The following is a 19591-nucleotide window of genomic DNA, read 5'->3' on the forward strand; positions in this document are numbered from 1 at the left end:
GACATGGCGATCACCATCTACGGCATCAAGAACTGCGACACGATGAAGAAGGCGCGCGCCTGGCTCGACGGGCAGGGCGTCGCGCATGCCTTCCATGACTACAAGGCGAGCGGGATCGACCGTGCTGCGCTCGCGCGCTGGGTCGGCGAGCATGGCTGGGAGACGGTGCTGAACCGGGCCGGCACGACCTTCCGCGCCCTGCCGGAGGCCGACAGGCAGGGCCTCGACGCCGACAGGGCGATCGGGCTGATGCTGGCCCAGCCCTCGATGATCAAGCGCCCGGTGCTTGACCTCGGCGAACGGACGATCGTCGGCTTCAAGCCGGAGATCTATGCGGCGGCGCTGAAACCGGCGGCGTGAAGCCGTCGGATCGGCCTCAACGTTGGACATTTGAAGCGTTGGAGCAACGCGGGCTTGAGAATCCGCAGTTATGGTCCGACGCATGATCGCTCCGTCTGCCGCAACGCGCCCCGCCTTCCCGAACGTCTCCTTCGGCCCGTTTCGCCTGCTGGAGGCCGTGCCCTGGCTGCTGGTCGCGGCGACGATGCGGGTCATCGCCTTCGCCGGCGGGCTGATCGCGCTGCCCGCCATCATGCTGGCCAACATCGCGCTCCTGCTCGCCTTCGTGATCGTGACCTGGCGGATGGTGCTGGCCACCGACGGACGCAGCGGGCTCGGGCTGCTCGGCCTGAGCCAGCAGATCGGGATGGCACGCGCCGTGCTGCCGCCGATCTTCGGTTTGCTCGTGGCGGCGACGGCGGTGGCGGCTGTGACCGGGCTGACCGGCCGGCCGGGCGAGTTCATGCTCGGCTTCGATGGCATCGCCTTCGATCAGGCCAGCCATGCCGGCCGCCTCTGGAGCGCCCTCGTCGCCGCGCTCGTGCTGCTGATGGTGCTGCAGGTCGACGAGGCGTCGAAACCCAGCCTGCTCAGGGCGATCAGGCGGTTTGGGGACCATGCGCGCTGGCTCATCCTCGGCGTTCTGCTCGTCGCGGCGGTGGCGGTCCTGCTGCATCCCATTCAGGGCTATGTCCGCGGATGGGTGACCCAGATGTGGCAGGATTCCCCGCTGCCCGTGGCGCTCAAGAGCCTGCTGTCGATGATCTTCATCTTCTCCTTCGCGACGGTGCGTCTCTGGCTGACGGTCGGCATCCTCGTCTTCGCGTTGCGCCAGTCCTACCGCGCGCAGCCGGGGGCCTGACATTGCGGCGGCTGCAGCCTCTTCCCTAATCACGCCCGCTGCTCTACCTCGCGGGCCATGACCGCATTGCCCCCGTCCGTGCCGGCCGCCCCCGCTCCCGCGACCGACTTCAGCTTCCATCTCCATGCCCGCGACGGCGCCGCCCGGACGGGTGAGATCCGCATGCCGCGCGGCGTCATCCGCACGCCGGCCTTCATGCCGGTGGGCACGGCCGCGACGGTCAAGGGGATGTATCCCGACCAGGTGCGGGCGCTCGGCGCCGATGTCGTGCTCGGCAACACCTATCACCTGATGCTGCGGCCGGGCGCCGAGCGGGTCGCGGGGCTCGGCGGCCTGCACCGCTTCATGAACTGGCCGCACCCGATCCTGACCGATTCCGGCGGCTTCCAGGTGATGTCGCTGGCCAATCTGCGCAAGTTGACCGAGGAGGGCGTCGCCTTCCGCTCCCATATCGACGGCTCGAAGCACATGCTCTCGCCCGAGCGTTCGGTCGAGATCCAGAACCTGCTCGGCTCCGACATCGTCATGCAGCTCGACGAATGCGTCTCGCTGCCCTGCGAGGACAAGGTCGCCGAGAAGGCGATGCGCCTGTCGCTGCGCTGGGCGCAGCGCTGCAAGGACGCCTTCGGCCACCATCCCGGCCGGGCGCTCTTCGGCATCGTCCAGGGCGGGGCGGTGCCGCATCTGCGCGTCGAGAGCGCGCGCGAACTCGCGGCGATGGACCTCAAGGGCTATGCCGTCGGCGGACTGGCTGTCGGCGAGCCGCAGGAGATCATGCTGGCGATGATCGAGACGGTCGAGCCGCATCTGCCCGTCGAGAAGCCGCGCTATCTGATGGGTGTCGGCACGCCCGACGACATCGTCGAGGCGGTGCGCCGCGGCATCGACATGTTCGACTGCGTGATGCCGACGCGGGCCGGCCGCCACGGCCAGATCTTCACCCGCTTCGGCCGGATGAACCTGAAGAACGCCAGGCACGCCGACGATCCGCGCCCGGTCGACGAAGGCTCGTCCTGCCCCGCCGCGAACGGCTGGTCGCGCGCCTATCTCCACCACCTCGTCAAGGCCGAGGAGATGCTCGGCAAGATGCTGCTGACCTGGATCAACCTCGCCTATTACCAGGAGCTGATGGCCGGCCTGCGTGCCGCCATCGCCGAGGGGCGGCTGGAGGATTTCGTCGCGCAGACCAAGGAAGGCTGGGCGAGGGGCGACATCCCCGGCACGCCGTGATCGACCCCTGGTTCCTGATGCTGGCGGCGAAGATGGCGACCGCGGCTGCCATCGTCGTCGGCTGCTCGCTTCTGGCCGAGCGCAGCGGGCCGCTGATCGCAGCCCTGATCGCCACCCTGCCGATTTCGGCCGGGCCGGTCCTGGTCTTCCTCGCGCTCGAACACGATGCGGCCTTCATCGCGGAGAGTGCGCTCGGGGCCATGACGTCCAACATCGCCAATGCCGGGCTGAGCTGCGCCTATGTGCTGCTGGCGCAGCGCTTCGGCACGGTGCTCTGCCTCGCCGCAGCGCTGGCGGCCTGGTGCGCGACGCTGCTGCTGATGCGCGGCCTCGATCTCTCTTTCCCGATGATGACCGTCGCCACCATCGCGATCTATGGCGGGCTTCACCGGCTGTTCCGGCCCTATCTCGCGGCGCGTCCCGACCGGCCGCCGGGGCGGCCATGGTATCTCATCCCGATGCGGGCTGGCTTCGTCGCGGTTCTCGCTGGCGCGGTGACGACGCTCAGCGCCCATGTCGGGCCGGGCTGGTCGGGCTCGCTCGCGGCCCTGCCGGTGGTTCTCAGCAGCATGATCGCGATGCTGCAGCCACGCATCGGCGGCCCCGCCACGGCCGCCGTTCTCGCCAATGGCGCGCTCCCGTTGATCGGCTTTGGCCTCGCGCTGGCGGCGCTGCATCTGACGGCCGTGCCGTTGGGCTCGGCCGCTGCGCTCAGCCTCGCGCTCGCCATTGCCGTCGGCTGGAATCTCGGCGTGATGCGGCTAAGCCGCCGGGCGGGCTGAACGCCGCCAGGAGGCCACGAACAGGCCCGCGATGATCAGGCCGATGCCGGCGACCTGCAGCCCGCTCGGGATCTCGCCCAGCACGGGGATGGCGAGCAGCGTTCCGATGATCGGAATCGTCGGAGGAAAGCGCCCGGCCACCGCCGGCCCCATCCGCCGGGCCGCGACGCTCCACAGCCACAGTCCGAGGATGACGTTCAGCACGCCCTGGTTGATGCCGTGCAGCACGATGACCCACCAGGGCGCGACGTCGAAGCCGCGGAAGAAGAACAGCGCGTAGAACGGCAGATAGGCCATCGACAGCACCGCGACCACGCTGGTCGCCTTCAGCGGGTCGAGCCGCCAGAGCTGCACAAGCAGCGGATACATGCCCCAGATCAGCCCGACGCCGACGAAGCAGAGGTCGCCGAACAGGATCGAGGGGTTGGTGTGGGTCGTGCCGGCAATGCCGAGGCAGGCCAGGCCGAGCAGCACGGCGACGATGCCGACGACGAGCTGGCGCGTGATGATCGCGCCGAACAGCGCGACGCTGCCGATGATCGAGATCACCGTCACGAGACCGGGCCCGATCGTCGCGCCATGGGCGGCCGGCGCATAGGTCACGCCGGTCAGCAGCAGATAGCTCATCGGGAAGCCGCTCATTACGGCGAGCAGCACGCCGCGGCCCCAGCCGAGCCCGTTGCAGCCTTTCACCCCGCCCGCGATGAAACCTGGCAGCAGCAGCAGGCCGGCGATGCCGAAGCGCAAGGCGAGGAGGTCATGCGAGGTCAGGCCGTTCAGCACCGCGTGTCGGCTGACCACGAAATTCGAGCCGAAGATCAGCATCGCCAGCACCATGCCGGCAAAGGCCAGCCGCCACAGGCGCCGGTCTCGCAGGCGGGCGGCTTCCGACAGGGGCGCGGTCTGATGCATCAGCCGGTATCGCCCGTTTCGTCGGCCACGCGTTAGCGCCCGGGCTGCATGGCCCCCGCGCGAATTCCGCGCTGCCGCGCCCCCGGCGCATGGCGCCGGAAACAATCCGAGATGAAACGCCGCAATTGCTCCGCGCTTCGGCCCTCGCGGGGCCGAACGCGCCCGCTCTTGTGAGGCCGTTCACGGAGGGTAGTCGGACATGACGGATTCGGTCTTCACGGCCACGGCCAGGTTCCTGCGGGGCGTCGGCGCACAGGCGACCGTTTCGGTCGCGGCCTCCGCACTGGCGGCGGCCGTGCTCGCTTTGCCTGCGGGCATTCCGCTGCCGTTCTTCGGCGCATCCGCCCAGACCGAGGCGGCCGGCGCACGGCAGGAGCGCTGGGTCTCGCCCGTGGCCTCGGATGGCAAGATCCGCGAGCGGCATCAGGATGCCACGGCCAGCGAGCCGCCGCTGCGGGCCGCCCAGGGGCTGATCAGCCCGGCGGCGATCGTGATGCCGATGTCGCTCGACTGGAAGCTGCCTGCGACCGACATCGCCGCCCTGCGGCAGGAGCGGCCGGCTGCCGCCGAGCCGCGGCTCCATCTCGTGCAGGCGCAGGCCGCGGCGACGGTCCAGCCGTCTCCGCCGCGCCGCCCTGTCATCGAGCGGGCGGTGGTGACCGCGGACGCTGCGCCGCTCCAGATCGCTCCCGCCGTTCAGGCTGTGGCCGTGGAAGGCGGCGCGCCGTCCCAGCCGCAACTGAGGGTTCTGGGGGTGGCGATGCCCACCCCGGTCGCCCGCGTCGGCGACGCGATGTCCGGGGCGGTCGGTGTCGTCGGCGCGGCCGGCATCTGGACGCTGTCGCGCGCCTCCAGCCTGCTGCCGCGCCTGTGACGGCTCAGGCCAGGGCCTTCAGCGCGCTGCGGCCGGCATAGACCGCCTGGGCGCCGAGCTCCTCCTCGATCCGGAGCAGCTGGTTGTACTTGGCGGTCCGGTCCGAGCGGGCGAGCGAGCCGGTCTTGATCTGCCCGCAATTCGTCGCGACCGAGAGGTCGGCGATGGTCGAATCCTCGGTCTCGCCCGAGCGGTGGGACATCACGGCGGTGTAGCCGGCGCGCTGCGCCATCTCGACGGCCGCCAGCGTCTCGGTCAGCGAGCCGATCTGGTTGACCTTGACCAGGATCGAGTTGGCCGTCTTCTCCTTGATACCGCGCGACAGGCGCGTGACGTTGGTGACGAAGAGGTCGTCGCCGACGAGCTGGCACTTGGAGCCGACGAGGTCGGTCAGCGCCTTCCAGCCCTCCCAGTCGTCCTCGGACATGCCGTCCTCGATCGAGACGATCGGGTAGCTGCCGACGAGCTTGGCGAGGTACTTCGCCTGCGCCTTGGGATCGCGGCTCTTGCGCTCGCCCTCATAGACGTAAGAGCCGTCCTTGAAGAACTCGGTCGCGGCGCAGTCGAGCGCGAGCGCGATGTCCTCGCCCGGCTTGTAGCCGGCGGCCTCGATCGCCGACATGACGAAGTCGAGCGCCGCTTCCGCCGACTTGATGTTGGGGGCAAAGCCGCCCTCGTCGCCGACATTGGTGTTGTGGCCAGCGTCGTGCAGCTTCTTCTTCAGCGTGTGGAAGATCTCCGAGCCCATCCGCAGCCCCTCCGAGAAGGAGGGCGCGCCGATCGGCATGATCATGAATTCCTGGAAGTCGATCGGGTTGTCGGCATGGGCGCCGCCATTGACGATGTTCATCATCGGCACGGGCAGCACGCGCGCCGAGGTGCCGCCGACATAGCGGTAGAGCGGCAGGCCGGCCGCTTCGGCCGCGGCCTTGGCCACGGCGAGCGAGACGCCGAGGATGGCATTGGCGCCGAGCTTGCTCTTGTTGGGCGTGCCGTCGAGCGCGATCATCGCCTCGTCGATGGCGACCTGGTCCTCGGCGTCCATCGCCACGAGTTGCTCGGCGATCGCGACGTTGACGGCCTCGACCGCCTTGAGCACGCCCTTGCCGAGATAGCGGCTCTTGTCGCCGTCGCGCAGTTCGACCGCCTCGTGCTTGCCGGTCGAGGCACCTGACGGCACGGCGGCGCGGCCCATCGAGCCGTCCTCCAGCACCACATCGACCTCGACCGTCGGGTTGCCGCGGGAATCGAGGATCTGGCGGCCGATGATGTCGATGATCGCGGTCATGGAAGGGCTCCGTGGCGGGCACAGGGGAGGGCGTCGGCCGTGCTTCTAGCCAAGCGCCCGGCCCGCGGGAAGCCCCGATCGCCCGAGAGAGTCGTCCGGTTGCCTCCTGCGACCGTCGCCTGTGCCTCCCCGGAACGGCCTGCCGCTTGCGGACCTGCCGATGCCGACAGCGGCGCTGTTCCATCGGGAGACGACTATGTTCCAGATCTTGTCCAACAACCGCCGGCCCTCGCGGGGCATCGTGCTGGCCTGCGTCGCCGTGACGGTGCTGTACTGGGTCGGTCTCTGCCTGGTCGCCGGCCGCCCGATCTGGTTCTGGTGAGGGCTGCGGCACCGGCGCCCGCGAAAACCGGTTCCCACCCGGCATGACCTTGCTCTAGAAGGCGGCCAACCTCAGGAGCCTTCCATGTCCCTCGATGCCGCGACCCTGCAACTCGGGCAGCAGACCGGGCTGCCCGCCTCGCCGGAGGAGGCGCGCCTCGACCGCGTCCCCAATCCCCATGCCGGGACGCCCTATCTGGCGCGCTTCACCTGCCCGGAGTTCACCTCGATCTGCCCGGTCACCGGCCAGCCCGATTTCGGTATCCTCGTGATCGACTATCTGCCGGGGAAATGGCTGGTCGAGTCAAAGTCGCTGAAGCTCTATCTCGGCGCCTTCCGCAATCACGGCGCCTTCCATGAGGACTGCACCGTCGGCATCGGCAAGACGCTGGTCGAGTTACTCGAGCCGGAGTGGTTCCGCATCGGCGGCTACTGGTATCCGCGCGGCGGCATCCCGATCGACGTCTTCTGGCAGACGGGCGAGCCGCCCAAGGGCCTCTGGCTGCCCGACCAGGGCGTCGCACCCTATCGCGGGCGCTGACGGCCCGGCCGGGCGGCCGGGCCATCAGGTCTCACTGCGACAGGCGCAGGCTGGTCAGCGACTGGCCGATCGACTGGAAGGCGGCGGTCAGGGCAGCGGCGTCGGTCGCGTCGTAATAGTGACCGGCGCTGGTCGCGCAGCCCTGCAGCATGGTCTTCGCGGCCACGTCGGTGACGGCGAAGGCGACCGTGAAGACCTCGATCTTCTTCGACTTCGCGTAGTCGCAGATCTTTGTCGTGTCGACGTTTGTCGTCGTGACGTGCCCATTGTTAGTGGCGTTCTGGTGGGTGCCGTCCGAGGCGCGGAAATACATGGTGTTCGCGCCGTCCGTCATCAGCACCATCGCCTTGCGCGGCATCTTGTTGGCGGTGTCGTAGGCCTTGGCCTCCGCGAAGGGCGCGGTGGGGGACAGCACGTTGACGCCCCAGATCAGCCCGCCCGGAATATAGGTCGAGGGCTTGTAGCCGCCGATGTTGATGATCAGGTTGTCGATCGCGCTGGTTAGAACGGCCTTGTCGGAGGTCAGGGGCACGATCGGGTTGAGGCAGCGCTGGCTGGTGCCGAGGAAGCCCGTATAGGGCGAGGTCGGCTCGCTGTCGTTAAGGCGCAACTCGCCGGTCTTGCGCGACAGGACGCAGCCATACCACTTGTAGTTGGTCACGGTCGTCTTGGCGGGCGTGGGGCCGCTGCAGGACTGGTAGGGCGTGATCGGCTGCTGGACGCAGGTCTGCGGCGTGCAGTCATAGGTCGAGACGACGCCGTCGGTCGTCGAGGTGCAGGTCTTCGGCGCCCCCTTCGTGCAGACCTGCTTCGTCGAGATCGTCTTGCAGTTGTAGGGAACGGCGGGCGTGGTGGTCGTCGTCGAATAGTCTGCGGGGACGGACATCCAGGCCTGGTTGCGGTTGCCGACGCCGACATTGACGTAGTCGGCGAAGGGCACGATGCCGATCTTCACATTGGTGCCGCCCTGGGCGAGGATCGTGTTGATCAGGTTTTTCGCGGCCGATTTCAGCACGGTGATCTTGGAGCCGCCGCCGCCGGCGCTGTCCGACATCGACCAGGTGTTGTCGAGCACGAGCGCCATCTCGACGGTACCGGTGACCTCCTTCAGCGCGGCCGAGCGCGAGCTGAACCCCATCGTCGTGAAGCCGATGATCGACATCAGCGTGGTGTCGAGCACGCCGCTGCTCTCGATCGTCACGGTGCCCGACGATTCCTGAAAGTCGAACTTGGTGATCTGGATGTTCTGGCCAGCCATACCGCTCGTGTTGGCGATGAAGAACTTGTCGGCCGCCGCACGCATGGTGGCGGCATCCTTGCTCGGCAGCCTCGCTGCGGCGAGCGCGGCGGAATCGGTCGCCGCCTGCAGGCCGGAATGGGCCTTGCTGAGCCGCCCATAGTCGACGACCGCTCCGGCCATGCAGATCACTGCGACGCCCGCGAATGCGAACATCGTGACGGTTGCGCCGGATTCATCGCGGCGGAAACGGCGGGCAAACCCCAAGACAGCATCCCGATAGGACTGGCGCATCGCAGCCTCACAACTCTGGCGATGGCCCCATGACTATCCGAGCGAGCGCCGGAAGCCTGAAGCCGTTCACGATGCCGGATGTTATGCTGGCGAGAGGTTGCGATTCCGTTCCGTCAATCGATGAAACTCCGCGATGTTTCGCATTTTATCGGATGTCAGGTCCGGCTGCGCGGAACCGGCAGGATGCGCGGTGTGAGATAGCCGAACAGGGCGATCGCGATCGCGAAGGCGAGGATGGCGATCGGGGTTCCCAGGACGCTCATAGCCGCGCCCATCGCCAGCGGCCCGGTGGCCTGGCCGAGGAAGAAGCAGCAGGCGAACAAGGCCATGGCGGATCCGCGGGCGGCAGGGGCGAGCTCTGTCGCCTGTGCCTGGAACGTGCCGTGCAGCAGGAAGAAGCCGAAGCCCTGCAGTGCGAAGAGCGGGATCGCGCTCCACCAGACCCAGTCGAAGGCGAAGAGGGAGAGGCCGATCGCGCAGACCACCCCGCCCAGGCGAGTCATCAATGTCGGGCCCAGCCGCTCGACCAGGATGCGCGTCATCAGCCCGTAGACCAGGCAGCCGAAGCCCATCCCGGCGATGACGAGACCGGCCTCGGCCGGACCGACACCCGACCGCGCGAACAGGATCGCGGCGACATAGGCCGGGATGCCGAACAGCAGGAGACCCTCGATCACCACCAGCCCGTAGAGCAGCTTGGTCCGCGGGTTGGCGAACACGATGCGGTAGTTGGCGAGCGCGCCCGCGACGCTGAGCCCGGCGCGCGTCACGTTGCGTCGCGGCTTGAGGACCAGCGCGACCAGCACCGCCGCCAGCGCGGCGACGATGGCCGCCGAGAGGAAGGCGGCCCGCCAGCCGGCATGGGTGGCGATGAGCCCGGAACAGGCCGAGCCCGACATCTGCCCGATGATCATCAGGACGAGGAAGCGCCCGAGCGCGATCTGGCGTTCCTGCATCGGAGCGCGGTCGCCGATCGCGGCCATGGCGATGGGGATGATCCCGCCCGCGGCGATGCCGGTGACCGCGCGCACCGCCGTCATGATCTCGTAGGACTGCGAGAGCGCGGCCACCGTCGAGAACAGGGCCAGCGCAATGAGGCAGGTCAGGATCGTCCGGATCTTGCCGATGGCGTCCGCGACCGGCCCGAGGAAGGGCTGGCCGAGCGCATAGGCCAGCGAGAACCCCGTCACCATCATCACGATCTGCGGCACGCTGCGCGCGAACTCGCCGGCGAGCGTCGGAATCAGCGGATCGATGATCCGCATCGTGAAGGTTGAGGCGAAGCCGCAGGCGCCGAGGACGAGGATGAGGGCGGGCAGCGAGGTGGGGGCCGGCGCGTCGGCCGGTCCCGGAGGCGGTGTTTCAGACATAAGCCAGCGTAGGCTGGGCTCTCGCCTTGGCAAGTCGATCGAAGCCTTGCAGCTCTGCGATCAGCGCAGGGAAGGCCGAGAGCGGCACCATGTTGGGGCCGTCGCTGGGGGCGCTGTCGGGGTCCTCATGCGTCTCGATGAACACGCCGGCGACGCCGACGGCGACCGCAGCGCGTGCCAGCACGGGCACGAATTCGCGCTGCCCGCCCGAGGAAGATCCCTTGCCGCCGGGCTGCTGCACCGAATGGGTCGCGTCGAAGATCACCGGCGCGCCGATCGTCTGCGCCATGATCGGCAGGGCCCGCATGTCCGAGATCAGCGTGTTGTAGCCGAAGGAGGCGCCGCGCTCGGTCAGCATCACATTGGGGTTGCCGCTCTCGGTGATCTTGGCGGCGACGTTGACCATGTCCCAGGGGGCGAGGAACTGGCCCTTCTTCACGTTGACGACGCGGCCCGTGCGGGCGGCGGCGACCAGCAGGTCCGTCTGCCGGCACAGGAAGGCCGGGATCTGCAGCACATCGACGCATTCGGCGACCGCGGCGCACTGCTCGACCTCGTGCACGTCGGTCAGCACCGGCAGGCCCGTCTGCTCGCGGATCTCGGCGAAGACCGGCAGCGCCGCGGCGAGACCCATGCCGCGCGCCGCCTTGACGCTGGTGCGGTTGGCCTTGTCGAAGGAGGTCTTGAAGACGAGGCCGATGCCGAGTTCCTCGGCGATCTCCTTCAGCGCGAAGGCCATCTCCAGGGCGTGGTCGCGGCTTTCCATCTGGCAGGGCCCGGCGATGAGCGCCAGCGGCAACCGGTTGCCGAAGCGGACCGGGGCGGCGAGATCGGCACCGACGGTGACGATGGCATTGGCGGTCATGGGCGGCATCTCCCGTCTGCTGAGGCGCCGGGCTTATGGCCGGCGGGGGGCGCGGGTCAAGCCGCGGCCCTGCGACGCCGAAGTTATGCATCAGCCGCGCGATCGCACTGGCGAAGCAGCCGCGAGGTCTGTAAATTCATTCGCGAAGCATTATGTCGGGCGGGTCACGACAGGGATCGAACTTGAGAACGACGGTTGCGAGCACGAGGCGGGCGGAGGGCAGCAGCAGGGCGGCCAGCGCCGGCTCATGCGCCGCTTCCGTCGAGACCGGACCGTTCATGGCCGACCGGCCGCGCCGGGCGGGGCCGCCGGCCGATGGCGGACGCGAGGGCGCCGGCACGGCCGTCCTGACCCGGACGCGCACGCGCAAGCCCAATCTCTACCGTGTCCTGCTTCTGAACGACGACTACACCCCCATGGAGTTCGTCGTTCATGTGCTCGAGCGCTTTTTCCAGAAGGACCGCGCGGCGGCGACGCAGATCATGATGCATGTGCATCAGAACGGCGTCGGCGAATGCGGGGTCTTCACCTACGAGGTCGCCGAGACCAAGGTGACGCTGGTGATGGATCTGGCCCGCAAGCACATGCATCCGCTGCAATGCGTGATGGAGAAGAAGTAGCCTCTTGAGTTCGCTCATCCCCTCGAAATCGGAATAGGAGCGCAATCCGTGCCGAGTTTCTCGCGCAGTCTCGAACAGGCGCTTCACCGGGCTCTGGCGCTCGCCAACGAACGCCATCACGAATACGCCACCCTCGAACACCTGCTGCTCGCGCTGGTCGACGACCAGGACGCGGCTGCGGTGATGCGCGCCTGCAGCGTCGATCTCGACACGCTCAGGCGCAACCTCGTCGACTATATCGACGCCGAACTCGCCAATCTCGTCACCGACGGGCGCGATGATTCGAAGCCGACCGCCGGCTTCCAGCGCGTGATCCAGCGCGCGGTCATTCATGTCCAGTCGTCGGGCCGGGAAGAGGTGACGGGCGCCAATGTGCTGGTGGCGATGTTCGCCGAGCGCGAGAGCCACGCCGCCTATTTCCTGCAGGAGCAGGACATGACCCGTTACGACGCGGTCAACTACATCAGCCACGGCATCGCCAAGCGCCCGGGCGCGAGCGAGGCGCGGCCCGTCCGCGGCGTCGAGGAGGAGCCCGAGCAGCAGCGCGATTCGCGCGCCGCCGATCCGGTCAACGACGCCGACAAGGACAAAAAGAAGAAGGAAAGCGCGCTCGACGCCTATTGCGTCAACCTCAACCGCAAGGCGCGCGACGGGCGGATCGACCCGCTGATCGGCCGCGAGGCCGAGGTCCAGCGCACGATCCAGATCCTCTGCCGCAGGCAGAAGAACAATCCGCTGCTGGTCGGCGATCCCGGCGTCGGCAAGACCGCCATCGCCGAGGGGCTGGCGCTGAAGATCACCCGCGGCCAGGTGCCCGAGGTGCTGGAAGACGCCACCGTCTTCTCGCTCGACATGGGCACCCTGCTCGCCGGCACCCGCTACCGCGGCGATTTCGAGGAACGCCTCAAGCAGGTGATGAAGGAGATCGAGGCCCACCCCAAGGCGATCATGTTCATCGACGAGATCCACACGGTGATCGGCGCCGGTGCGACCTCGGGCGGCGCCATGGACGCCTCGAACCTGCTCAAGCCGGCGCTCGCCTCGGGCAGCCTGCGCTGCATCGGCTCGACCACCTACAAGGAGTACCGCCAGTACTTCGAGAAGGACCGGGCCCTGGTGCGCCGCTTCCAGAAGATCGACGTCAGCGAGCCCTCGATTCCGGACACGATCGAAATCCTCAAGGGGCTGAAGCCCTATTTCGAGGAGTTCCACAAGCTGCGCTACACCAACGACGCCATCAAGGCGGCGGTGGAACTCTCGGCGCGCTACATCCATGACCGCAAGCTGCCGGACAAGGCGATCGACGTGATCGACGAGACCGGCGCCTCGCAGATGCTGGTCGCCGAGAACAAGCGCAAGAAGACGATCGGCGTGAAGGAGATCGAGGCGGCGATCGCCACGATGGCCCGCATCCCCGCCAAGACCGTCTCGAAGAACGATGCCGAGGTGCTGCGCAACCTCGAGACCACGCTTAAGCGCACCGTCTACGGGCAGGAAAAGGCGATCGAGGCGCTGTCCTCCTCGATCAAGCTCGCCCGCGCCGGCCTGCGCGACGGCGAGAAGCCGATCGGCTGCTATCTCTTCGCGGGACCCACCGGCGTCGGCAAGACCGAGGTCGCCCGCCAGCTCGCCACCTCGCTCGGCGTCGAGCTGATCCGCTTCGACATGTCGGAATACATGGAGCGCCACACCGTCTCGCGGCTGATCGGCGCCCCTCCGGGCTATGTCGGCTTCGACCAGGGCGGGCTCCTGACCGACCAGATCGACCAGCATCCGCACAGCGTGCTGCTGCTCGACGAGATCGAGAAGGCCCATCCCGACCTGTTCAACATCCTTCTGCAGGTCATGGACCACGGCAAGCTGACCGATAACAACGGCAAGCAGGTCGACTTCCGAAACGTCATCCTGATCATGACCACCAATGCCGGCGCCGCCGACATGGCCCGCAACGCCTATGGCTTCACCCGCCAGAAGCGCGAGGGCGACGATACGGAGGCGATCAACAAGCTGTTCGCGCCGGAATTCCGCAACCGCCTCGATTCGGTGATCTCCTTCGGCCATCTGCCGAAGACGGTCGTCGCCCGCGTCGTCGACAAGTTCGTGCTGCAGCTCGAGGCGCAGCTCGCCGATCGCAACGTCACCATCGAGCTCTCGGACGAGGCGCGCGAATGGCTGGTCGAGAACGGCTATGACGAGGCGATGGGCGCCCGCCCGATGGCGCGGCTGATCCAGTCGACGATCAAGACGCCGCTCGCCGACGAGGTGCTGTTCGGGCGCCTCAAGAACGGCGGCGCGGTCAAGGTCGTGGTCGTGCAGTCGGAGACGGGCATCAAGGTGCTCGGCCTCGAATTCCCCGACGGCCCGGTCAAGCCCAAGCCGGAGAAGGATGTGGCCGCCGCAGCCGAGAAGCGCGAGCGCAAGCCGCGCGCGAAGGCGGCCGTCGCCAAGCCCGCTGCGGCCGCGCCGCGCCGCAGTGGTCCGGCCGGCAAGGCGGGCAAGGGCGATGGCGGCAAGGGGGACGGCGGCAAAGGGCCCGAGGCACCCAAGGGCCCGCGCTCGGTCCGCACCGTCCCCAAGGTCCCGCTGACGAAGGCTTGAGACCGTGTTCTTCAGGCGAAAGACCGATACGCTGCTCGCCCATGTGGCCGAGCCCGCGCCGGAACAGGCTGTTCCGGCGCGCAAGGAAAAGCTGAGCTGGTTCGAGAAGCGCGACCGGCGCCGGCGTCGGCGCAAGCTGTTCGAGGAAATCCTCGGCTGGATCCTCGTTCCCGCCTTTGTCTACCTGATCTATCTCGGCGTGAAGGCGGTCGGCGGCATCCCCAAGGAAATCGTCGATTTCGGCAACGAACTGCTGGGAATCCTCATGAAGGGCGGGCGCTGAGACCGCCGCCGCGGCCGGACGCCCCTGCAGCCGGCGCAATGCCCGATGCATATCGCGACGGCTCGGCGCGCTCCTCCGGGCGGGCTAGAAGGATTGGCCGGACCCGCCTTGCGGGGCCGGGTTGGTTTTTCGCCCTCCGAACTGGCCGCGTGCTGATCCCCCGATGACCGTATCCGCAGACTGGAGCTGGTGGCGCGTCGCGCTGGCCGGCATGCGCGACGCGCTGTCGCTGCCGGCCTGGGTCGTCGGCTTCGGGCTGATCGGCGTCGGCTCGCTGGCGCGCGATGTCGGCTATCCTGTCGAGGTCGCGGTGCTCTCGACCATGCTGGTCTGGGCCGGCCCCTCGCAGGTCATCTTCTTCGCCTCGATCGCGGCCGGCGCCGCGTGGAGCGCGATCGCGATCGCGGTCGGCTTCGCCTCGCTGCGCTTCCTGCCGATGACGGTGGCGATCCTGCCCTTGCTGCGCCGCCCGGGGCAGGGCGTCGGCATGCAACTCCTGCTCGCGCATTACGTGGCGGTGACGGCCTGGACGGAAGGGCTGCGCCGATTGCCGCACGTCCCGCCGCCCCAGCGCGTCGCCTATTTCCTCGGCTTCGCCAACACCTGCATGGCGACGAGTTCGGTCGGCACCTTCCTCGGCTATTATCTGATCGGGGCCCTGCCGATCCCCTTCGCCGCCGGGCTGCTCTGCCTGACGCCGATCTTCTTCCTCGCCTCGCTCACGGCGGGCCTGCGCCATCGCGGCGATGTGGCGGCGATCGTGCTGGGTCTCGCGCTGGCGCCGATCTGCGACCGGTTCATCGGTGGCGGCTTCGACCTGATCGTCGCCGGGCTGATCGCAGGCTCGATCGCCTTCGCGCTGCGGCCGAAGAAGGCCGCGCCATGACGGCGACCGCGATCACGCCGCCGATCGCCTGGCTCGACGGCCCGCTCTGGCCCTATCTCGCGCTGGTGTTGTTTGCGGTGCTGCCGACCGAGATCTGGCGCTGGCTCGCGGTCGCCTTCTCGCGGCGCATCGACGCCGACTCGCCGGCGCTCGAATGGGTGAGGGCGGTGGCGACGGCGCTTCTCGCCGGCATCGTCGCCAAGCTGATCGTCGCGCCGCCCGGCGCGCTCGCCGCCGTGCCGCTCGCCCTGCGGGTCGGGGCGCTCTCGGTCACGCTCGCGATCATGCTGCTGGACCGAAGGCGGGTGCTGCTTGCGGTGCTGGCGGGGGAGGCGACGCTGATCGGCGGTGCCTACTGGCTGCTGGCGCCATGAGCGTCCCGCTCAGAGCGCCGTCAGCGCGCTCCTGATCTTGTCGGCGTTCGCGGCCAGGACCTCGGGCTTCTCCATCGCGCCGGTGTGGGGCTTCATGGACATCCCGTCATGGCGCGGAATGACATGGACATGCAGGTGGAACACCACCTGGCCGCCGGCCGACTCATTGAACTGCTGGATGGTGACGCCATCGCCGTCGAAGGCCGCCTTCACGGCCCGCGCCAGCCGCTGCGTCGTCAGCGCGACGGCCTGGAGCGCCTCGGCCGGCGCGTCCAGCACATTCCGGCAGGCCACCTTGGGGATCACCAGCACATGCCCGTCAGCCCGGGGCATGATGTCCATGATCGCGACCGTCGCCTCGTCCTCGTAAACCGTGTGGGAAGGCAGCTCGCCCCGCAGGATGCGGGCGAAGACATTGCTGGGATCGTAGGCGGTCATGCGACATCCGGGGCAGGCGGGACGAACGGAGCGCCAGCCTGTCGCGCCCGGGCGGTCGCCGTCAAGGCCGTGGCGGCTTCGCAGGGATCGGCGCGTCGGCCTGCAGGGCCAGCCTGTCGGCAATCTGCGAATCCAGCACGAGGTCGTCGCTGGCGCCGAGCACCCAGAGATCGCTCACCGTAAAGCGCAGCAGCGACACATCCCACCAGCGCGCGATGATCTCCGCCAGCGCGGCGGTCTCGCCGGCATCGAGATCGTCGGTCAGGTTGTAGAGCCCGACGAGGTAGAGATCGCCGGGCGGACGCCCGAAGGCGGCCTGGACCGCATGGATGGGGTTCAGCCCGTCCCGCTTCTCCGGATAGACCCGCAGATAGATCCGCCCGCGATTGACGTTGCCCGAAAAGGGCCCGCGCAGATCGACCGCGAAGGGCGCGATCCGGGCGAGGGCCTGCCAGGTGCCGTCGTCGATCGAGGGAGCCTCGCCGGTCGAGAGCGTGCCGCACAGCGTCGCATGCAGCCGCTCGGACCGTCGCGGCAGGATGTCCCAGGCGATCTTCGCTGCGAACGGGGCGGCGCGCATCTCGGCGTCGAGCCGCTGGAAGGGTTCGGAATCCGCCAGCAAAGCTCCGTCGACGGGCAATACCAGCGAGTAGACGCACGGATGGACGCCCATCTCGTAGGATCGCCCCTCCTGCCGCGCGATCACGCGGGGGTGGTTCGGCGCCACCAGTGGCAGATGCGCCAGCCGATAGGGCTCGTCCAGCGTCAGCGGCCCGTCCGCGAAGGCGGTCAGGCTGCGCCGGTAGCCCAGTTCGCCGTCCGCGCAGAAGGCCGGCCCGTCGGATGCTGCGGAAGCCTGCCGATCAGCCATCGGGATCGCCGGATTTGCGGAACGGGCTTTCGGCCGCCAGCGCCGCCTGCGCTTCGGCGATCTGGGCCCGCTCACGCGTCAGGAAATGCGCCACGGCCCGTTGCAGCCCGGGCTCGGCGAGATGGTGCAGCGAGCGCGTCACCACCGGGCGGTAGCCGCGCGCCAGCTTGTGCTCACCCTGGGCGCCGGCCTCGACGCGGGCGAGCCCCTGCGCGATCGCGTAGTCGATGGCCTGGTGGTAGCAGACCTCGAAATGCAGGAAGGGGTGATCCTCGATGCAGCCCCAGTTGCGGCCGTAAAGCGTGTTGGCGCCGCGGAAATTGATCGCGCCGGCGATGTAGCGCCCTGCGCGTCGTGCCATCACCAGCACGATGCGCTCGCCCATCGCCGCACCGACGCAGGAGAAGAAGGCCCGGTTGAGATAGGGCCGCCCCCATTTGCGCGAGCCGGTGTCCTCGTAAAAGGCGTGGAAATCATCCCAGACCGCCTCGGTCAGGTCGCTGCCGCTGAGCACCTCGATGCTGATCCCGGCGGCCAGTGCCTCGCGACGCTCCCGCTTCAGCGCCTTGCGCTTGCGCGAGGCCAGCGTCGCCAGGAAATCATCGTAACGCCCGAAGCCCTCGTTGAACCAGTGGAACTGCAGGTCGTGCCGCTCGAGATAGCCGGCCTCCCGCAGCGCCGCGACGTCGGGCTCCCCTGCGAAGGTGACATGGACGGAGGAGGCCTCGGTCTGGTCGCGCAGCGCCTCCAGCCCGGCGATCAGCCCCGCGCGGGCCTCCTCCGCCCGCGGCCCGGGCGCCACCAGCAGACGCGGCCCCGTCGCGGGGGTGAAGGGCGCCGCGACATGGATCTTCGGGTAATAGCGCCCGCCGGCCCGCTGATAGGCCTCGGCCCAGCTATGGTCGAAGACATATTCGCCCTGGCTGTGGCTCTTCAGGAAGCTCGGCGCGGCGGCGAGCAGCCTGTCCTCGCCATCCTCGACCAGCAGATAGGCCGGCGACCAGCCCGAGCGGCCGCCGACGCAGCCGCTCTCTTCGAGCGCGCGCAGGAATTCATGGCAGACGAAGGGGTTCTCGCGATCGAACCCGGCCGCCATCGCGTCCTGCATCTGCGGGTGGGCGCAGGCGTTCCAGGCCGCGGCCGGAACCGCCTTCAGCGAGGTCGCGACGCGCACCCGGAGGTCGCCGGCCCCGCCCTCGCTCAAGGCGTGAAGCCCTCGAAGACCATCTGGTCGGCAAGGCGCCCGGCCTTCTCCCGGTCCTCCGGGGTCCGCACCGTCCAGCTCATCAGCGGCATGCCCAGGACGTTGTGGCAGAGATAAGGGGCCGCGCTGTCGAGATCCGCCACCTTCCAGGACAGGAAATCCGGCCGGCTCCGCTCGAAATGCAGCAGATTGGCCATGGCGCGGCGCTGGCCCCCATCGAGATGGGCGTAATCCGGGTAGGAATAGTCGTTCATCGCGACGATTCCGCGCGGCACAGTGGGCGCGATTTCGTGCAGCGCCGCGACGATCTCGGGATCGAAGGACTTGAACACGATCGGCTGGCCGGCGCGGCCGGCGACGATCTCGGCGGCGCGCCGCGTCAGCCGGAGATCGCCGTCGAAGCGGCTCTTGATCTCGATCACCAACGGCACGCGCCCGCCGATCAGGTCGAGAAAACCCGAAAGCGTCGGGATCAGCGCCTGGCTGCCGCGCAGCGGAATCGCGGCGAGCGCGTCCGCCGTCTGCGCCGAGACGGCGCCCTGGCGCTCGGTCAGCCGGTCCAGCACGAAGTCATGGAACACCATCGCCTCGCCATCGGCGCTGAGCTGGACGTCGCATTCGATGCCGAACCCGCCGGCGATGGCGGCTTCCGCCGCCGGGCCGCTGTTCTCGATCACACCGGCGGCAGCGTCATGGAGCCCGCGATGGGCGATCGGGCGGGCGATCAGCCAGCCGAGATCGGGGCGGGCGCCATCGTTCAGGAGAGGGCCGCGCATCAGGCGATCTCGAACATCGCCTCGACCTCGACCGCCGCATCGGCGGGCAGTTCCGCCACGCCGATCGTCGAGCGGGCATGGCGCCCCTTGTCGCCGAGGACCTCGACCATCAGGTCCGAGGCGCCGTTCATGATCGCGGGCAGGGCGGCGAAATGCGGCGCGACATTGATGAAGCCGCCAAGCCGCACGCAGCGCGTGATTCGGCTGAGATCGCCGTTCAGCGCCGCCTTGGCCTGGGCGAGCACGTTGATGGCGCACAGCCGCGCGGCCTCGAGACCGGCCTCGTTGAAGATCTCGACCCCGAGCTTGCCCTTGTGGGCGTCGGAGAGCTTGCCGTCGAGCCCGAAGCAGAGCTGCCCCGAGATCACCAGGAGATTGCCGGTGATGACGTAGGGCACATAGTTCGCGATCGGTGCAGCCGGGGTCGGCAGGGTGATGCCGAGTTCGGCGAGACGGGTATCGACGGCGTTCATCGGGACAGCTCCACAGGGTGCGGTCGGCGGGGAAACGGTCCCGCACGCAGGCGTCTTTCATGGCCGATGCCCGGGCCGCCCGCAAGCTGGCGGCCATGCGCCGCGCTGCCGCGTCGCCCGCGCGGCGCAAAAGGCGACAGGGCCTGAAGGCTG

The 19591-nt window shown here is 68.7% G+C and carries 23 protein-coding genes; 12 read left to right on the plus strand and 11 right to left on the minus strand.

Translation table 11 applies throughout. The features are described 5' to 3' along the window. Positions 1–3 precede the first annotated feature (3 nt). The 4 genes from BSY19_RS15160 (at position 4) to BSY19_RS15175 (ending at position 3213) form a co-directional block, all read left to right on the plus strand. Entirely contained in the window at positions 4–360 is a 357-nt protein-coding gene (locus BSY19_RS15160) for an ArsC family reductase (RefSeq protein WP_069054882.1), read from the plus strand. Between the two features lie 82 nt (positions 361–442). After that, on the plus strand, positions 443–1201 hold the full coding sequence (locus BSY19_RS15165) for a hypothetical protein (RefSeq protein WP_150129632.1): 759 nt from the start codon (positions 443–445) through the stop codon (positions 1199–1201). A gap of 57 nt (positions 1202–1258) precedes the next feature. Continuing rightward, complete coding sequence (tgt, locus tag BSY19_RS15170; protein ID WP_069054884.1) at positions 1259–2431, plus strand: tRNA guanosine(34) transglycosylase Tgt; 1173 nt, start codon at positions 1259–1261, stop codon at positions 2429–2431. Further along, entirely contained in the window at positions 2428–3213 is a 786-nt protein-coding gene (locus BSY19_RS15175; RefSeq protein WP_236840372.1) for a hypothetical protein, read from the plus strand. The genes tgt and BSY19_RS15175 overlap by 4 nt, the downstream gene beginning before the upstream one ends. On the opposite strand, the gene BSY19_RS15180 is transcribed toward BSY19_RS15175, so the two are convergent. Next, a complete protein-coding gene (locus BSY19_RS15180) occupies positions 3193–4125 on the minus strand; it encodes a DMT family transporter (protein ID WP_069054885.1) in 933 nt (310 codons plus the stop codon). The genes BSY19_RS15175 and BSY19_RS15180 overlap by 21 nt on opposite strands. Positions 4126–4324: 199 nt before the next feature. On the opposite strand from BSY19_RS15180, the gene BSY19_RS15185 reads away from it, so the two are divergent. Continuing rightward, positions 4325–4999 carry a hypothetical protein gene (locus BSY19_RS15185; protein ID WP_069054886.1) on the plus strand — a complete coding sequence of 225 codons (675 nt, stop codon included), beginning with the start codon at positions 4325–4327 and terminating at the stop codon, positions 4997–4999. 4 nt (positions 5000–5003) lie between these two features. Here BSY19_RS15185 and eno read toward each other — a convergent pair whose 3' ends face one another. Beyond that, positions 5004–6287: a phosphopyruvate hydratase gene (eno, locus tag BSY19_RS15190; RefSeq protein ID WP_069054887.1), complete on the minus strand. Its 1284-nt coding sequence runs from the start codon at positions 6285–6287 to the stop codon at positions 5004–5006. A 196-nt stretch (positions 6288–6483) separates the two neighbouring features. Between eno and BSY19_RS28515 the strand changes: the two genes are divergently transcribed. Continuing rightward, positions 6484–6609, plus strand: coding sequence for a hypothetical protein (locus BSY19_RS28515; RefSeq protein WP_257785725.1), 126 nt, complete (start codon positions 6484–6486; stop codon positions 6607–6609). An 84-nt stretch (positions 6610–6693) separates the two neighbouring features. After that, the gene (gene queF / locus BSY19_RS15195) at positions 6694–7149 is read left to right on the plus strand and encodes a preQ(1) synthase (RefSeq protein WP_069054888.1); all 456 of its coding nucleotides are present in this window, start codon (positions 6694–6696) and stop codon (positions 7147–7149) included. A 31-nt stretch (positions 7150–7180) separates the two neighbouring features. Here queF and BSY19_RS15200 read toward each other — a convergent pair whose 3' ends face one another. The 4 genes from BSY19_RS15200 to BSY19_RS27975 form a co-directional block, all read right to left on the minus strand. Further along, entirely contained in the window at positions 7181–8602 is a 1422-nt protein-coding gene (locus BSY19_RS15200; RefSeq protein WP_171905149.1) for a pilus assembly protein TadG-related protein, read from the minus strand. A 233-nt stretch (positions 8603–8835) separates the two neighbouring features. Beyond that, complete coding sequence (locus BSY19_RS15205) at positions 8836–10050, minus strand: MFS transporter (protein WP_069054889.1); 1215 nt, start codon at positions 10048–10050, stop codon at positions 8836–8838. Then, the gene (gene kdsA, locus BSY19_RS15210) at positions 10043–10915 is read right to left on the minus strand and encodes a 3-deoxy-8-phosphooctulonate synthase (RefSeq protein WP_171905150.1); all 873 of its coding nucleotides are present in this window, start codon (positions 10913–10915) and stop codon (positions 10043–10045) included. Before kdsA ends, BSY19_RS15205 begins: the two co-directional genes overlap by 8 nt. A 136-nt stretch (positions 10916–11051) precedes the next feature. Further along, on the minus strand, positions 11052–11195 hold the full coding sequence (locus tag BSY19_RS27975) for a hypothetical protein (protein ID WP_171905151.1): 144 nt from the start codon (positions 11193–11195) through the stop codon (positions 11052–11054). Here BSY19_RS27975 and clpS point away from each other — a divergent pair. From clpS to BSY19_RS15235, 5 genes are all read left to right on the plus strand, one after another. Beyond that, positions 11194–11535 carry an ATP-dependent Clp protease adapter ClpS gene (clpS, locus tag BSY19_RS15215; RefSeq protein WP_066716606.1) on the plus strand — a complete coding sequence of 114 codons (342 nt, stop codon included), beginning with the start codon at positions 11194–11196 and terminating at the stop codon, positions 11533–11535. The genes BSY19_RS27975 and clpS overlap by 2 nt on opposite strands. 48 nt (positions 11536–11583) lie before the next feature. Continuing rightward, the gene (gene clpA, locus BSY19_RS15220) at positions 11584–14133 is read left to right on the plus strand and encodes an ATP-dependent Clp protease ATP-binding subunit ClpA (RefSeq protein ID WP_069054891.1); all 2550 of its coding nucleotides are present in this window, start codon (positions 11584–11586) and stop codon (positions 14131–14133) included. Positions 14134–14137: 4 nt separating this feature from the next. Continuing rightward, complete coding sequence (locus BSY19_RS15225) at positions 14138–14416, plus strand: hypothetical protein (RefSeq protein WP_083247630.1); 279 nt, start codon at positions 14138–14140, stop codon at positions 14414–14416. 163 nt (positions 14417–14579) lie between these two features. Beyond that, positions 14580–15302, plus strand: coding sequence for an AzlC family ABC transporter permease (locus tag BSY19_RS15230; RefSeq protein WP_083247631.1), 723 nt, complete (start codon positions 14580–14582; stop codon positions 15300–15302). Further along, positions 15299–15676, plus strand: coding sequence for an AzlD domain-containing protein (locus BSY19_RS15235; protein WP_069054892.1), 378 nt, complete (start codon positions 15299–15301; stop codon positions 15674–15676). Before BSY19_RS15230 ends, BSY19_RS15235 begins: the two co-directional genes overlap by 4 nt. A gap of 9 nt (positions 15677–15685) precedes the next feature. Here the strand turns inward: BSY19_RS15235 and BSY19_RS15240 are convergent, their stop codons facing one another. The 5 genes from BSY19_RS15240 to BSY19_RS15260 form a co-directional block, all read right to left on the minus strand. Then, a complete protein-coding gene (locus BSY19_RS15240) occupies positions 15686–16114 on the minus strand; it encodes an HIT family protein (protein WP_069054893.1) in 429 nt (142 codons plus the stop codon). Between the two features lie 61 nt (positions 16115–16175). Next, positions 16176–16985, minus strand: a complete 810-nt coding sequence (locus BSY19_RS15245; protein ID WP_069054894.1) for a hypothetical protein — start codon at positions 16983–16985, stop codon at positions 16176–16178. After that, the gene (locus BSY19_RS15250) at positions 16978–18189 is read right to left on the minus strand and encodes a GNAT family N-acetyltransferase (protein WP_069054895.1); all 1212 of its coding nucleotides are present in this window, start codon (positions 18187–18189) and stop codon (positions 16978–16980) included. The genes BSY19_RS15245 and BSY19_RS15250 overlap by 8 nt, the downstream gene beginning before the upstream one ends. Beyond that, on the minus strand, positions 18186–18965 hold the full coding sequence (locus BSY19_RS15255; RefSeq protein ID WP_069054896.1) for a glycerophosphodiester phosphodiesterase family protein: 780 nt from the start codon (positions 18963–18965) through the stop codon (positions 18186–18188). The genes BSY19_RS15250 and BSY19_RS15255 overlap by 4 nt, the downstream gene beginning before the upstream one ends. Next, positions 18965–19438, minus strand: a complete 474-nt coding sequence (locus BSY19_RS15260; RefSeq protein WP_069054897.1) for a RidA family protein — start codon at positions 19436–19438, stop codon at positions 18965–18967. Before BSY19_RS15260 ends, BSY19_RS15255 begins: the two co-directional genes overlap by 1 nt. Between the last annotated feature and the right edge of the window lie 153 nt (positions 19439–19591).

Origin of the sequence: Bosea sp. RAC05 (genome assembly GCF_001713455.1) — a bacterium.
In the GTDB taxonomy this organism is placed as follows: domain Bacteria; phylum Pseudomonadota; class Alphaproteobacteria; order Rhizobiales; family Beijerinckiaceae; genus Allobosea.

Coding starts and splice junctions, on each gene's coding strand:
- BSY19_RS15160 (WP_069054882.1), top strand. CDS start 4: ATGGCGATCACCATCTACGGCATCAAGAACTGCGACACGATGAAGAAG.
- BSY19_RS15165 (WP_150129632.1), top strand. CDS start 443: ATGATCGCTCCGTCTGCCGCAACGCGCCCCGCCTTCCCGAACGTCTCC.
- tgt (WP_069054884.1), top strand. CDS start 1,259: ATGACCGCATTGCCCCCGTCCGTGCCGGCCGCCCCCGCTCCCGCGACC.
- BSY19_RS15180 (WP_069054885.1), bottom strand. CDS start 4,125: ATGCATCAGACCGCGCCCCTGTCGGAAGCCGCCCGCCTGCGAGACCGG.
- BSY19_RS15185 (WP_069054886.1), top strand. CDS start 4,325: ATGACGGATTCGGTCTTCACGGCCACGGCCAGGTTCCTGCGGGGCGTC.
- eno (WP_069054887.1), bottom strand. CDS start 6,287: ATGACCGCGATCATCGACATCATCGGCCGCCAGATCCTCGATTCCCGC.
- BSY19_RS28515 (WP_257785725.1), top strand. CDS start 6,484: ATGTTCCAGATCTTGTCCAACAACCGCCGGCCCTCGCGGGGCATCGTG.
- queF (WP_069054888.1), top strand. CDS start 6,694: ATGTCCCTCGATGCCGCGACCCTGCAACTCGGGCAGCAGACCGGGCTG.
- BSY19_RS15200 (WP_171905149.1), bottom strand. CDS start 8,602: ATGTTCGCATTCGCGGGCGTCGCAGTGATCTGCATGGCCGGAGCGGTC.
- BSY19_RS15205 (WP_069054889.1), bottom strand. CDS start 10,050: ATGTCTGAAACACCGCCTCCGGGACCGGCCGACGCGCCGGCCCCCACC.
- kdsA (WP_171905150.1), bottom strand. CDS start 10,915: ATGACCGCCAATGCCATCGTCACCGTCGGTGCCGATCTCGCCGCCCCG.
- clpS (WP_066716606.1), top strand. CDS start 11,194: ATGGCCGACCGGCCGCGCCGGGCGGGGCCGCCGGCCGATGGCGGACGC.
- BSY19_RS27975 (WP_171905151.1), bottom strand. CDS start 11,195: ATGAACGGTCCGGTCTCGACGGAAGCGGCGCATGAGCCGGCGCTGGCC.
- BSY19_RS15230 (WP_083247631.1), top strand. CDS start 14,580: ATGACCGTATCCGCAGACTGGAGCTGGTGGCGCGTCGCGCTGGCCGGC.
- BSY19_RS15235 (WP_069054892.1), top strand. CDS start 15,299: ATGACGGCGACCGCGATCACGCCGCCGATCGCCTGGCTCGACGGCCCG.
- BSY19_RS15240 (WP_069054893.1), bottom strand. CDS start 16,114: ATGACCGCCTACGATCCCAGCAATGTCTTCGCCCGCATCCTGCGGGGC.
- BSY19_RS15245 (WP_069054894.1), bottom strand. CDS start 16,985: ATGGCTGATCGGCAGGCTTCCGCAGCATCCGACGGGCCGGCCTTCTGC.
- BSY19_RS15255 (WP_069054896.1), bottom strand. CDS start 18,965: ATGCGCGGCCCTCTCCTGAACGATGGCGCCCGCCCCGATCTCGGCTGG.
- BSY19_RS15260 (WP_069054897.1), bottom strand. CDS start 19,438: ATGAACGCCGTCGATACCCGTCTCGCCGAACTCGGCATCACCCTGCCG.